General features: G+C 61.5%; 12 protein-coding genes. 7 read left to right on the plus strand and 5 right to left on the minus strand.

Translation table 11 applies throughout. From position 1 onward, the window contains the following. Window positions 1-5 precede the first annotated feature (5 nt). Window positions 6-1337 (plus strand): DUF58 domain-containing protein, encoded by a 1332-nt coding sequence (locus C4J92_RS21050; RefSeq protein ID WP_124405160.1) that lies wholly within the window; start codon window positions 6-8, stop codon window positions 1335-1337. A gap of 56 nt (window positions 1338-1393) precedes the next feature. On the opposite strand, the gene C4J92_RS21055 is transcribed toward C4J92_RS21050, so the two are convergent. Then, window positions 1394-1753, minus strand: coding sequence for a PilZ domain-containing protein (locus C4J92_RS21055; RefSeq protein WP_124405161.1), 360 nt, complete (start codon window positions 1751-1753; stop codon window positions 1394-1396). Between the two features lie 205 nt (window positions 1754-1958). After that, window positions 1959-2333: a tol-pal system YbgF family protein gene (locus C4J92_RS21060; protein WP_124364211.1), complete on the minus strand. Its 375-nt coding sequence runs from the start codon at window positions 2331-2333 to the stop codon at window positions 1959-1961. A 174-nt stretch (window positions 2334-2507) separates the two neighbouring features. Between C4J92_RS21060 and pyk the strand changes: the two genes are divergently transcribed. Then, window positions 2508-3959 carry a pyruvate kinase gene (gene pyk, locus C4J92_RS21065; RefSeq protein WP_124371716.1) on the plus strand — a complete coding sequence of 484 codons (1452 nt, stop codon included), beginning with the start codon at window positions 2508-2510 and terminating at the stop codon, window positions 3957-3959. A gap of 703 nt (window positions 3960-4662) precedes the next feature. Here the strand turns inward: pyk and C4J92_RS21070 are convergent. Next, window positions 4663-5595, minus strand: a complete 933-nt coding sequence (locus C4J92_RS21070) for an iron-sulfur-binding ferredoxin reductase (RefSeq protein ID WP_124405162.1) — start codon at window positions 5593-5595, stop codon at window positions 4663-4665. A 216-nt stretch (window positions 5596-5811) separates the two neighbouring features. Here C4J92_RS21070 and C4J92_RS21075 point away from each other — a divergent pair, with 216 nt between their 5' ends. The 5 genes from C4J92_RS21075 to C4J92_RS21095 all read left to right on the plus strand — a co-directional run bounded on the left by C4J92_RS21075 (window position 5812) and on the right by C4J92_RS21095 (window position 12901). Next, entirely contained in the window at window positions 5812-7335 is a 1524-nt protein-coding gene (locus C4J92_RS21075; RefSeq protein WP_010208051.1) for a fumarate hydratase, read from the plus strand. 91 nt (window positions 7336-7426) lie between these two features. After that, window positions 7427-9193 carry an ATP-binding protein gene (locus tag C4J92_RS21080; RefSeq protein ID WP_124405163.1) on the plus strand — a complete coding sequence of 589 codons (1767 nt, stop codon included), beginning with the start codon at window positions 7427-7429 and terminating at the stop codon, window positions 9191-9193. Next, window positions 9187-10512 (plus strand): sigma-54 dependent transcriptional regulator, encoded by a 1326-nt coding sequence (locus C4J92_RS21085; RefSeq protein WP_124405164.1) that lies wholly within the window; start codon window positions 9187-9189, stop codon window positions 10510-10512. Before C4J92_RS21080 ends, C4J92_RS21085 begins: the two co-directional genes overlap by 7 nt. Before the next feature lie 284 nt (window positions 10513-10796). Next, complete coding sequence (locus tag C4J92_RS21090; protein ID WP_124368195.1) at window positions 10797-12116, plus strand: MFS transporter; 1320 nt, start codon at window positions 10797-10799, stop codon at window positions 12114-12116. Between the two features lie 152 nt (window positions 12117-12268). Further along, entirely contained in the window at window positions 12269-12901 is a 633-nt protein-coding gene (locus C4J92_RS21095; RefSeq protein ID WP_124364216.1) for a flavin reductase family protein, read from the plus strand. Window positions 12902-13010: 109 nt separating this feature from the next. Here C4J92_RS21095 and C4J92_RS21100 read toward each other — a convergent pair whose 3' ends face one another. Together C4J92_RS21100 and C4J92_RS21105 are read right to left on the minus strand one after the other, a co-directional pair. After that, window positions 13011-13244: a hypothetical protein gene (locus tag C4J92_RS21100; RefSeq protein ID WP_124405165.1), complete on the minus strand. Its 234-nt coding sequence runs from the start codon at window positions 13242-13244 to the stop codon at window positions 13011-13013. Window positions 13245-13287: 43 nt separating this feature from the next. Then, complete coding sequence (locus C4J92_RS21105; RefSeq protein WP_124368198.1) at window positions 13288-13629, minus strand: antibiotic biosynthesis monooxygenase family protein; 342 nt, start codon at window positions 13627-13629, stop codon at window positions 13288-13290. Between the last annotated feature and the right edge of the window lie 83 nt (window positions 13630-13712).

Consider the following 13712-nt stretch of genomic DNA (forward strand, 5'->3'; position numbering starts at 1 on the left):
CCGGCATGAAACCGACCCGTCTGCTCCTGACCTGGCTGGGTGTTCTGCTGGCCCTCGATATCCTGCTGGGCGCGTCGGCGGCGTTGCAGTTCAAGGTGCCCGATACCTTGCACGCAATCGCCTGGGGCCTGCTGTTGGCCCTGCTGTTGCTGGCGATACTGGATGCCATGCGCTTGCGCCGCCGCCCTTCGGCACGTGTACAGCGGATGTTGCCCGGTAGCCTGGCGCTGGGGCGCTGGGGAGAAGTACGCCTGTCACTGGAACACGATTATCCACAGCCGCTGACCGTGCTGGTGTTCGATCACGTGCCCGAAGGACTGGTAGTGGATAACCTGCCGCAATCCATCTCACTGCGCCCCGGTGAGCGCGGCGAGTTGGGCTATCGCGTGCGCCCCCTGCGACGTGGGCATTTCAGTTTCAGCCGCTGCGAAATCCACTTGCCCAGCCCCTTGGGGCTGTGGTCGGCGCGGCGCTGGATCGAAGCCTCGGATGCCACTCGCGTGTACCCGGATTTCGCGCGGCTATCCGGTGCCCGGTTGCAGGGTGTGGATAACTGGCTGAGCCAACTGGGTGTACGTCAGCACCAGCGGCGCGGACCAGGCCTGGAGTTTCATCAATTACGCGAGTTTCGCGACGGTGACAGCCTGCGTCAGATCGACTGGAAAGCCACGGCACGCCAGCGCACGCCGATTGCCCGCGAATATGAGGATGAGCGCGACCAGCAGATTGTATTCATGCTCGATTGCGGCCGACGCATGCGCAGCCAGGACGACGAGTTGTCCCACTTCGACCACGCGCTGGACGCCTGCCTGTTGCTGAGTTATGTCGCCTTGCGCCAAGGCGATGCAGTCGGGCTCTGTACCTTTGCCAGCGACCAGCCGCGTTACCTGGCGCCGGTCAAGGGCAGCGGCCAATTGAACGTCTTGCTAAATGCAGTCTATGACCTGGAAAGCACACGCCAGACCGCTGACTATGAGGCCGCCGCCAGCCAATTGCTGGCTCGGCAAAAACGCCGCGCCTTGGTGATCGTGGTGACCAACCTGCGCGATGAAGACGATGAAGCACTGATGAGTGCCATCAAGCGGATCGGTCGACACCATCGGGTGCTGGTCGCCAGTCTGCGAGAGGAAGTACTCGACCAACTGCGCCAGGCCCCGGTACAAACCCTACCCGAAGCACTGGCTTACAGCGGCGCGGTTGACTACCTCAACATGCGCAACCAGCTGCATGATCGCCTGGGCGCTCATGGGTTGTCGGTGTTGGATAGCCTGCCGTCAGAGTTGGGCGCCGCGTTGGTGACACGTTACCTGCACTGGAAAAAAGCCGGGGTGTTCTGACGGCAAGCGCACGGCCACGGTAGACACAGGTCCCCATGGCCGACTGCACATGATAGTCAAACGGGGGCCTGTAAAGGATCGAACCTGAAGTAATGCAACAAGGCACTGATCAGCTGCGCGTATTCTTCGCACGCCTGACGCACGCGGAACCCCGAGTCGTAATGCTGCGGGTTGACATCTTCACGGCTCCACAAACAGGTCGCGGTAAGGTCAACAGCCTGGAACTCGCCGTCCGGCCCTGGAATCTTCAGGCGCAGCTCAAAATCTGCGCCGATCATCATTGGCAACTGACTGATCAGCATCAGCCCTTCTTCAGAAACGTCGCCCAGATAGCCGATTGGCTTGTCCGTAAGCCGATTGAACACCTGCAGGAAATAAGGTAGCTGATGCCGTTCGATCCGTCGTTCGATAAACATGGTGAGGTCGCCATCCAATAAAGCCAGTGATTCGGAACAAGCCCATCGCTCGCTCTCCCTGGATATCGGTGTGACAAGAAATCGTTGCCACGAGACAGCTGCCGAATCCGGGCATTACATTCTTTTGAACAGAAAGTTGTACAAACATCTATTCAAAGAATAACCCAAGACTGGAAAGAGGCCAGTTATGAAGCGACGAATGCCATCATAAAGACGCCGGCCGTGGTTGCGCTGCGGTCACGCCAGAGAAATGCCCCAACTGGCGCAGGGTATCGAGCCGGGCTTGGGCTCGGTAAGCGTACTCGCTTGATGGGTATTGGCTGATGATGAATTGGTAGGTTTGCGCAGCATCGACGAACAGTTTCTGGCGCTCCAGGCACTGCCCGCGCAACATCGAAACCTCGGGCTGCACATAGCGGCGGGTGCGGCTTTCACGGTCTACCTGGGACAATTCCAGGGTAACCCGTGCGCAGTCACCCACCCCATAGGCGCGGTAAGCGTTGTTCAAATGATGGTCCATCGACCAGCGGGTGCAGCCGACAACACTGACGGCCAGGGCAGCAACGAGCAAAATTCGCATGGGGGTTCTCCTGTCTTGTGCAGTGTATCGACCTATCGTCCAAAATCTTCAAGGGCGTTCACCTTTGCACCGCAGCAAAAACAAGCCGATCGTCGATAAGTAGTGCAAACGAACAATGACTACAACGAAAGAGCATAGTAGCCTTCCCCAGCGCTTGAACTCAGGAGTCTGTGCATGTCCGTCCGTCGTACCAAAATCGTCGCCACCCTTGGCCCGGCCAGCAACTCGCCGGAAGTCCTCGAACAGCTGATTCTGGCTGGTTTGGACGTTGCCCGTCTGAACTTCTCCCACGGCACCCCGGACGAGCACAAGGCTCGCGCCAAGCTGGTGCGGGACCTGGCCGCCAAACACGGCCGCTTCGTGGCGCTGCTGGGTGACCTGCAAGGCCCGAAGATCCGTATCGCCAAATTCGCCAACAAGCGGATCGAGCTTAAGATCGGTGACAAATTCACCTTCTCCACCAGCCATCCGTTGACCGAAGGCACCCAGGACGTCGTAGGCATCGACTACCCGGATCTGGTCAAGGACTGCGGCGTCGGCGACGAACTGCTGCTGGACGACGGTCGCGTGGTGATGCGCGTCGACACCGCTACCCCGACCGAACTGCATTGCACCGTGATCATCGGCGGCCCGCTGTCCGACCACAAAGGCATCAACCGTCGCGGCGGTGGCCTGACGGCGCCGGCCCTGACTGAAAAAGACAAGGCCGACATCAAGCTCGCCGCCGAAATGGAAGTGGACTACCTCGCCGTGTCCTTCCCGCGCGACGCCGCCGACATGGAATACGCACGTAAACTGCGCGACGAAGCCGGTGGTACCGCCTGGCTGGTGGCCAAGATCGAACGTGCCGAAGCCGTGGCTGATGACGAAACCCTGGATGGCCTGATCAAGGCTTCCGACGCCGTCATGGTTGCCCGTGGCGACCTGGGCGTGGAAATCGGCGATGCCGAGCTGATCGGTATCCAGAAGAAGATCATCCTGCACGCACGCCGCCACAACAAAGCGGTGATCGTTGCGACCCAGATGATGGAGTCAATGATCCAGAACCCGATGCCGACCCGCGCCGAAGTGTCCGACGTGGCCAACGCCGTGCTCGACTACACCGACGCCGTGATGCTTTCGGCCGAAAGTGCCGCTGGCCCGTACCCGCTGGAGGCCGTCCAGGCCATGGCGCGTATCTGCGTCGGTGCTGAAAAGCACCCCACCAGCAAGACCTCCAGCCACCGCATCGGCAAGGTCTTCGAAAGCTGCGACCAGAGCATCGCGTTGGCCGCCATGTACACCGCCAACCACTTCCCGGGCGTTAAGGCGATCATCGCTTTGACCGAAAGTGGCTATACGCCGTTGATCATGTCGCGCATCCGCTCGTCGGTGCCGATCTACGCGTTCACCCCCCACCGCGAAGCCCAGGCCCGTGCGGCGCTGTTCCGTGGCGTGTACACCATTCCGTTCGATCCGGCTTCGCTGGCCCCGAACGAAGTCAGCCAGAAAGCTATCGACGAGTTGGTCAAACGCGGCGTCGTCGAGAAAGGTGACTGGGTCATCCTGACCAAGGGCGACAGCTATCACACCACCGGCGGCACCAATGGCATGAAGATCCTGCACGTGGGCGATCCGCAGTTCTGAGTGACACGCTGAAAAAACAAAAGCCCTGCCATGAGAATGGCGGGGCTTTTTTGCATTTCAAATGCCGGTTGAGGTGTTGAACCATCAGGCCTCATCGGGGCATAGGTATCTACACAACTTTGTAGCAGCCAACAGTAACCACGATGCGAAGCGAGCCGCTCTTGATCTTGCTCTTGATCTTAAGCGCCCCGTTAAGCCACGCTGGCCGGAATTCGACAGTGATTTGGGGGGTAAACCGGCAGGGATGCCGGTTTAGCCGCCCCGCGCCATGGATGGCGCGTGGCGGCGGCCCCCCAAATCGCTGTCGGATTACGGGCACACCGAGCCTAAGCGAGGTGCCGAGTGGTGGGGCAAGAGCGTTTTGCTTACTTTTGCGCTTTTCAAAAGTGAGACGCCGTAAGGGCGGAACCCATAGCAGCCGTTACCGCAGCAACGGATATGTACTCGCCCTGATCCAGCATCCTGGTCGGCTGTCAGGCCGCCATCGGGAGCAAGTCGAATCGTCGCACCGCCCCTCCCACATTTGGATCGCGCGGCATCAGTCAGATAACTATAGGCCGCCAGGTCGCCACGGGAGCAAGCTCCCTCGCCACAGGTTCAGGGCTACGCCAAAGTTGTGTAGATATCTATGCTCATCGGGGGCAAGCCCCCTCCCAAAGTTAATCGCGTACACCCGCAAAGCATGTGCTCGACTGTCAGTCGCTCAACCACGAGGCAGGAACACATCGGCCAGCAGTTGATTGCGCGGCAGTCCCGCCAGAAACAAGCGCTTGGAAAGGGCTTCGACGCTGTCAGGATGCCCGCAGACTAAGGCCAGCGTTTGCCTCGAAATGAGCCGCAGTTGCCCCAATGCCTGGGCCAACTCATCTGCGGTCCACAACTCCACCGTAAGGTTCTGATGCTGCGCGGCCAGCGCCGTCAGGGGTTCGGCCAGGTAGTGAGCCTGGGCATCATGAGCCAGGTGAATGACGCGGATGGCACCTTGGTGATCCTGGCGCAACGCTTCACGCAACACCCCCCACAACGGACCCAGCCCAGTGCCGGAGGCCAGCAGCCACAGCGGCCGGGCTTGCCAGTCGGGATCATACTGCAGCGCCCCGCCCCGTAACTCACCCAGGTTTAAAGCATCACCGATCTTGAAGTGGCGAGCGGCATCGCTGAATGCCCCGGGTTGACGGCAATCAATATGAAACTCCAGGTACGGGTCCTGCTGGGGCAAGCTCGCCAGGGAATACGGACGTGCGACCTGCCCTGCCCACAACACCAGATGCTGCCCGGCGCGGTATCGCAGGCCACGCTCGGGTTGAAGGCGCAGGCGCAGCACCGTCGGACTCAGCCAATCGGCGCCAACCACCTTGGCCGCCGATCCGTCACGCAACGGGTCGAACACTTGCACCTTGAGATCGCCGCTGACCCGACACTGGCACGCCAGGCGCCAGCCGTCCTGGCGTTGCGCCGGGCTCAACGCCTGAGGTTGCTTGTCTTCAACCTCGCCCTGGCAGCGCACCAGGCAGGCATGGCAACTTCCGGCGCGGCAACTGAAGGGCACGGCCACCCCCGCCTGGTTCAAGGCGTCCAGCAGGTTGCTGCCGGTAGTCACCGGCCAATGGCGTTCGCCGACATACAGTTCAGGCATAAACGGACTCAATCACAAGGGGCGCGCACAGGGAATCATGCCTGCGACAGTTTGACCATAGTCGGGTGTATCAGCCACCGTGCCGGGTTATACTGCCGCGCCTTTTTAGCGTCGCGCCTGCACCAGTGGCGTGCCTTGGAAAGGTGGTTTCAGCCGACCGATGCACCCTCACTGAAGCCACCTTATTGAATGTTCCCTTATAGAGGAGCGCGACTCATGACCGTGATCAAGCAAGACGACCTGATTCAGAGCGTTGCCGACGCCCTGCAATTCATTTCCTACTACCACCCCGTTGATTTCATCCAGGCGATGCACGAGGCCTACCTGCGCGAAGAATCGCCGGCCGCCCGTGACTCCATCGCCCAGATCCTGATCAACTCGCGCATGTGCGCCACCGGCCATCGGCCAATCTGCCAGGACACCGGTATCGTGACCGTGTTCGTGCGCGTGGGCATGGATGTACGTTGGGATGGCGCCACCATGGGCCTGGACGACATGATCAACGAAGGCGTGCGTCGCGCCTACAACCTGCCGGAAAACGTCCTGCGCGCTTCCATCCTTGCCGACCCGGCGGGCGCGCGCAAGAACACCAAGGACAACACCCCGGCGGTGATCCACTACTCCATCGTCCCGGGTAACACCGTGGAGGTGGACGTGGCCGCCAAGGGCGGTGGTTCCGAGAACAAGTCGAAAATGGCCATGCTCAACCCGTCCGACTCAATCGTCGACTGGGTGCTCAAGACCGTTCCGACCATGGGCGCCGGCTGGTGCCCACCGGGCATGCTCGGCATCGGCATTGGCGGCACCGCCGAGAAAGCTGCGGTGATGGCCAAGGAAGTGTTGATGGAATCCATCGACATCCACGAGCTGAAGAAGCGCGGCCCGCAGAACCGCATCGAAGAGATGCGCCTGGAGCTGTTCGAAAAGGTCAACCAACTGGGCATCGGCGCCCAGGGTCTGGGTGGCCTGACCACCGTGCTCGACGTGAAGATCATGGACTACCCGACCCACGCCGCGTCCCTGCCGGTGTGCATGATCCCCAACTGCGCCGCCACCCGCCACGCGCACTTCGTGCTCGATGGTTCGGGCCCTGCGTCGCTGGAAGCGCCACCGCTGGACGCCTACCCGGAAATCGTCTGGGAAGCCGGCCCATCGGCCCGTCGCGTCAACCTCGATACCCTGACGCCTGAAGAAGTGCAAAGCTGGAAGCCGGGCGAAACCGTGTTGCTCAACGGCAAGATGCTCACGGGTCGTGACGCGGCGCACAAGCGCATGGTCGAGATGCTGAACAAGGGCGAAACCCTGCCGGTGGACCTCAAGGGCCGTTTCATCTACTACGTCGGCCCGGTTGATCCGGTGCGCGAAGAAGTGGTTGGCCCGGCCGGCCCGACCACCGCGACGCGGATGGACAAGTTCACCCGTCAGATCCTCGAGCAAACCGGCCTGCTGGGCATGATCGGCAAATCCGAGCGCGGCCCGACCGCCATCGAAGCGATCAAGGACCACAAGGCCGTGTACCTGATGGCCGTGGGCGGCGCCGCTTACCTGGTGGCGCAGGCCATCAAGAAATCGCGCGTCGTCGCTTTCGCTGAACTGGGCATGGAAGCGATCTACGAGTTCGACGTGAAAGACATGCCGGTCACCGTTGCGGTGGACAGCAAGGGCGAATCCGTACACATCACCGGTCCTGCGATCTGGCAGAAGAAGATCAGTGAAAGCCTGGCGGTGGAAGTTCAGTAAGTAAAGGTGGGAGGGGGCTTGCTCCCTCCCACACAAGTTTCGGGCAGCCCATGCTATGGTGCTCGCCCCCACTGCGCCTGTTCATCCTCGTATGATCGCAATCCCTCGCCCCCTGCGCCTGACCTTCTATTCCCTGCTGATCGTCGCCGGTGCGGTGCTGGCTGCGGCGCTGGCCACGCGCCATGCCGAGCGCCAGGCCTTGGTGGACGACGCCGCCCGTGCCAATCAACAGCTGGCGCTGTATGCCAACTCGCTGCACACCCTGATCGAACGCTACCGTGCCCTGCCCGCCGTGCTGGCGCTGGACTCGGAGATGATCAACGCCTTGAGAGGCCCGCTGGACGCCACCACCCAGGACCTGCTCAACCGCAAGCTGGAACGCATCAATGGCGCCGCCCAGTCGTCCACCCTCGAATTGATGGACCGCACCGGCCTGGCCGTGGCCGCCAGCAACTGGAACCTGCCCAGCAGTTATGTGGGGCACAACTACGCGTTTCGGCCGTATTTCAGCCAGACCCTGAGCCAGGGCACCGGGCGCTTTTACGCGGTGGGGGTGACCACCGGCATACCGGGTTACTTTCTTTCCAGCGCCGTGGTCGACGAACACGAGCAGTTTCTCGGCGCCATGGTCGTCAAGCTCGAATTCCCCGAGCTGGAGCGTGAATGGGCCCAGGGTAACGACCTGCTGCTGGTCAGCGACGCGCGCGGGATCGTGTTCATCGCCAACCAGCCGGGCTGGCGCTACCGTAACCTGCGAGCGCTGTCGGCCAGCGACCTGGCCGAACTCAAGGCCACCCGCCAATACGACAAAAAGCAATTGCAGCCGCTGGAGACCAACACCTTGCAGCGCTTCGGCGACAACAGCCACCTGATGCGCGTCAACGGCCCCGACGGCAACGCCAACTACATCTGGGAATCGCTGCCGCTCAAAGCCGAAGGCTGGACCCTGCACCTGCTGCGCAAACCCCAGTTCCCGTTTGAAGACCAACGCAACGCCGGCCTGGCCGCCGCCGGGTCCTGGCTGGCATTGGTGTTCCTCGTGCTGTTTTTGAGCCAACGCTGGCGCCTGGCGCGTCTGCGTCAACGCAGCCGTGAAGAGCTTGAGCAATTGGTCGAGGAACGCACCCGGGCCCTGCGCACCGCCCAGGATGGCCTGGTGCAGTCGGCCAAGCTGGCGGCACTGGGGCAGATGTCCGCTGCCCTCGCCCATGAAATCAACCAACCGCTGACCGCCCAGCGCATGCAATTGGCGACCCTGCGGCTGTTGCTCGACCACGGCCGCGTGGACGATGCCTACAAGGCACTCACACCGCTGGATGACATGCTCACCCGCATGGCCGCGCTGACGGGCCATCTCAAGACCTTCGCGCGTAAAAGCCCCAGCGGCCTGCGCGAACGCCTGGACCTGGCCACCGTGGTCGATCAATCCCTGCACCTGCTCGACGCACGTTTGCGCGATGAAGCCATCGGTGTGGTGCTGGACCTGACCCGCCCCGCGTGGGTACGCGGCGACGCGATCCGCCTGGAACAAGTGCTGATCAACCTGCTGCGCAATGCCCTGGATGCCATGGCCGACAAGCCGCGCAAACGCCTGGAAATCCGCCTGCACGCCGACCAGCAGCTCTGGCAGTTGAGCGTCAGCGACAGCGGCGGCGGGATTGCCGAAGAACACTTGAACAATGTCTTCGACCCCTTCTTCACCACCAAGCCGGTGGGTGACGGGCTCGGCTTGGGGCTGGCGGTGTCCTACGCTATCGTGCATGAACTGGGCGGACGCCTGATCGCCGGCAACCGGGGCGACGGCGCGATATTTACCCTGACCTTGCCTGTCGCGCTGGAGACGCCCGACCTATGTTGAACGCGGTGATTGTGGTGGATGACGAAGCCAGCATTCGTACGGCCGTCGAACAATGGTTGAGCCTGTCCGGGTTTGCGGTGCAGTTGTTCAGCCGTGCCGAGGAATGCCTGGCGCAGTTGCCCAGGGATTTCCCCGGCGTAATCCTCAGCGATGTGCGCATGCCTGGCCTCAGCGGCCTGGAACTGCTGGCCGAAGTGCAGCGGCGCGATGCCGACTTGCCGGTCATCCTGCTCACTGGCCATGGCGACGTGCCGATGGCCGTCGAAGCCATGCGCGACGGCGCCTACGACTTCCTGGAAAAGCCCTTCAGCCCGGATGCGCTGCTCAATAGCCTGCGCCGCGCGCTGGATAAACGCGGGCTGATCCTGGAAAACCGCCGCCTGCATCGCCAAGCCGATCATCGCGCCCAGCTGGAATCCAGTCTGCTCGGGGTATCCAAGAGCCTGCAAACCCTGCGACGCCAAGTGCTGGACCTGGCAACGCTGCCGGTCAATGTGTTGATCCGCGGCGAGACCGGCAGCGGCAAAGAGCTGGTTGCGCGCTGCCTGCATGATTTCGGCCCGCGAGCGAAAAAGCCGTTTGTCGCGCTCAACTGCGCCGCGATCCCCGAGCAGCTGTTCGAAGCCGAGCTGTTCGGCCATGAAAGCGGCGCATTCACCGGCGCCCAGGGCAAGCGGATCGGCAAACTGGAATACGCCCACGGCGGCACGCTGTTCCTCGATGAAATCGAAAGCATGCCCTTGGCCCAGCAGGTAAAACTGCTGCGCGTGTTGCAAGAACAGAAGCTGGAGCGCCTGGGTTCCAATCAGAGCATTCATGTGGATTTGCGCATCATCGCGGCCACCAAGCCGGACTTGTTGGAAGAGGCCCGCGCCGGGCGTTTTCGCGAAGACCTGGCGTATCGGCTCAACGTCGCGCAACTGCGCCTGCCGCCGCTGCGCGAGCGCCGCGAAGACATTCCGCTGCTGTATGAGCATTTTGCCCAGGACGCTGCCCAGCGCCTGGGACGCAGCGCCGAGCCGCTAAGCGGCCCCGCGCTGGGACGCCTGCTCAGTCATGACTGGCCAGGCAACGTACGCGAACTGGCCAACGCGGCCGAACGCCAGGTGCTGGGGCTTGGCGAGCCGGAACCGGAGGGCATCGAGGCCGGGCAATCCTTGGCGGCGCAGCAGGAAGCCTTCGAGGCGCATTGCCTGAAAGCTGCCCTGACCCGGCATAAAGGCGATATCAAGGCGGTGCTGGCCGAACTGCAACTGCCGCGCCGGACCCTCAATGAAAAGATGCAGCGACATGGGTTGGCAAGGGAGATGTTTCTCTAGCGGTCTTCCGATCGCCATCGGGGGCAAGCCCCCTCCCACAGTGGACCGCGTTTATTCAGGAACAATGAGGTCAAAATGTGGGAGGGGGCTTGCCCCCGATGGCGCCAGCAGCCATAAGCGGATTTCCGCTCACCACCTGAAAACCATCAGCAACATTCCGCTCAAAAAAATCCTGAAACCCTTCTAAACCGGGCCTTCACCCACCTGGCACAGCTTCTGCTACAGCCCAAGCCAGGCAGTGCTCAGGCACGCTCCATAAAAACAACTAGATGAAGGATCCTTCAATGGATAACTCCAACACCTTGCCTCTGGGGTCGGCGGCTGCGCCGGCAAAAGAACGCACAACCTCCAGCCGGATCAGATCGATCTTCAGCGGCTCCGTCGGCAACATGGTCGAGTGGTACGACTGGTACGTCTACGCCGCTTTCTCGTTGTACTTCGCCAAAGCCTTCTTCCCCAAAGGCGACACCACCGCCCAATTGCTCAATACCGCCGCGATCTTCGCCGTGGGCTTCCTGATGCGCCCGATCGGCGGCTGGCTGATGGGCCTGTATGCCGACAAGGTCGGGCGCAAAAAAGCCCTGATGGCCTCGGTCTACCTGATGTGCTTCGGCTCACTGTTGATTGCCCTGAGCCCAGGCTATGAAATCATCGGTATCGGTGCGCCCATTCTGCTGGTGTTTGCCCGTCTGCTGCAGGGGCTGTCGGTCGGTGGCGAATACGGCACCTCCGCCACTTACCTCAGCGAAATGGCGACCAAGGAGCGTCGTGGTTTCTATTCCAGCTTCCAGTACGTCACTCTGATCTCGGGCCAGCTCATCGCCCTGGCGGTGCTGATCGTGCTGCAGCAAGTGCTGACCACCGAGCAACTGTATGCGTGGGGCTGGCGTATCCCGTTCGCCATCGGCGCGCTGTGCGCAGTGGTTGCGCTGTACCTGCGGCGCGGCATGGAAGAAACCGAGTCGTTCACCAAGAAGGAAAAAGCCAAGGAAAGCGCGATGCGCACCTTGATGCGCCACCCCAAGGAACTGCTCACCGTGGTCGGCCTGACCATGGGCGGCACCCTGGCGTTCTACACCTACACCACCTACATGCAGAAATACCTAGTGAATACCGTCGGCATGAGCATCTCCGACTCCACCACCATCTCGGCGGCGACGCTGTTCCTGTTCATGTGCCTGCAACCCCTGGTGGGCGGTCTGTCGGACAAGATTGGCCGTCGACCGATCCTGATCGCCTTCGGCATCCTCGGCACTCTGTTCACGGTGCCGATCCTCACCACCCTGCACACCATCCAGAGCTGGTGGGGCGCGTTCTTCCTGATCATGGCGGCGCTGATCATCGTCAGCGGCTATACCTCGATCAACGCGGTGGTGAAAGCCGAGCTGTTCCCGACCGAAATCCGCGCCCTGGGCGTAGGCCTGCCGTATGCCCTGACCGTGTCGATCTTCGGCGGCACCGCTGAATACATCGCGCTGTGGTTCAAGAGCATCGGCATGGAAACCGGCTATTACTGGTACGTGACCGCATGCATCGCGGTGTCGTTGGTGGTCTATGTGACCATGAAGGACACACGCAAACACTCGCGCATCACCACCGACTAACTGGATGATGAGATAAAACCTGTGGGAGGGGGCTTGCTCCCGATAGCGGTGGGTCAATCAATATATTACTGACTGACACTCTGCTATCGGGGGCAAGCCCCCTCCCACATTGGGTATGATGTTTGCCCCGAAACCGAGAGCAGAACTGGCCCATGTCCGACGATATCCATTTCTACGAACCCGCCAACGGCCACGGCCTGCCCCATGATCCGTTCAATGCCATCGTCGGCCCACGCCCGATCGGCTGGATCTCTTCCCACGACCGCGAAGGCCGCCTGAACCTGGCGCCCTACAGTTTCTTCAATGCGTTCAACTACATTCCGCCGATCATTGGATTTTCCAGCGTGGGGCGCAAAGACAGCCTGAACAATATCGAGCAGACCGGCGAGTTCGTGTGGAACCTGGCGACCCGCCCACTGGCCGAGCAGATGAACCAGAGTTGCGCGGCCGTTTCGCCAGAGGTGAATGAATTCGAGTTGTCCGGCCTGACGCCGGTGGCGTCGAAAGTCGTCGGCGTACCGCGAGTGGGCGAGAGCCCGGTGTCGTTCGAATGCAAGGTGACGCAGATTATCCAGCTGCAACGCGCCGACCAGCAGTTGGTACCCAGCTGGCTGGTGCTGGGCGAAGTGGTCGCGGTGCACATCGCCAAATGGCTGCTCAAGGACGGGATCTACGACACCGCCGCCGCCGAGCCGATTTTGCGCGGTGGCGGCCCGGCGGACTATTTCCAGTTGGGGCCGGAGGCGCTGTTCAAGATGTACCGCCCAGGCGCCACAAAGCCCTGACTGAAATGCAATAAAAACATGTGGGAGGGGGCTTGCTCCCGATGGCGGTGTATCAGCTACAACTCAGTTGACTGACACATCGCCATCGGGGGCAAGCCCCCTCCCACATTTAGTCCCAAATCAGCTGGCCTTCCACGTCCACATCGACCAGGCATTCAAGCTGCACCGCCGCCGCATCATCGGCATCGGAAGCCGTCTTGAACGTCTGCCCATCGAGAATCTTGTGAAAACGCGGTGCAGCCATGCCGTCCAGTGCCTTGACGGCGACGGCGGCGCTGTAGCCGCCCTCTCCCGGTACTACGGCGGAAACGACTTCGTGGTGGGCAAATTGTTTACGTGCCATGTTTGAACGTCCTGGCCAATGAAAAGTCGGCCATTCTAACGTTCTAGCCGGCCAGTTGCAGGTACTCGCCGTAGGCTTTGACGGCGGATGCATCGGTGAAGGTCTGGAAGTCCATGCTGCGCACGACCATGTCGTTGAGCAACTCGGTGAAGATCATCAGGGCCGGGGAATTGAAGTAGGCGCTCATCGCCTGCTCGCTGCTCCAGAAGCCCGAGATCAGCCATACATCGGGGTCGGTCTGGGAATGCTGCACGGTAAATTGCAGGCAACCCTGAGCCTGTCGGCCCGGTTCGATCAAGCTGCTCAAGCGTGCGCCGAGTTCGGTGCTGTACCCGGTACGGGCACGGACAAAGGCCATATGGCTCGCGGGAATGGGGGTGGACATGTTCGACTCTCCCGTTGAGAAGTGATGCTCGGCAAGCACTGTGAGGGCGTGTTGCCACAGGATCAAAGATAGCGGCGCCGGTG

This window comes from Pseudomonas sp. R3-18-08 (genome assembly GCF_003852065.1).
Taxonomy (GTDB): domain Bacteria; phylum Pseudomonadota; class Gammaproteobacteria; order Pseudomonadales; family Pseudomonadaceae; genus Aquipseudomonas.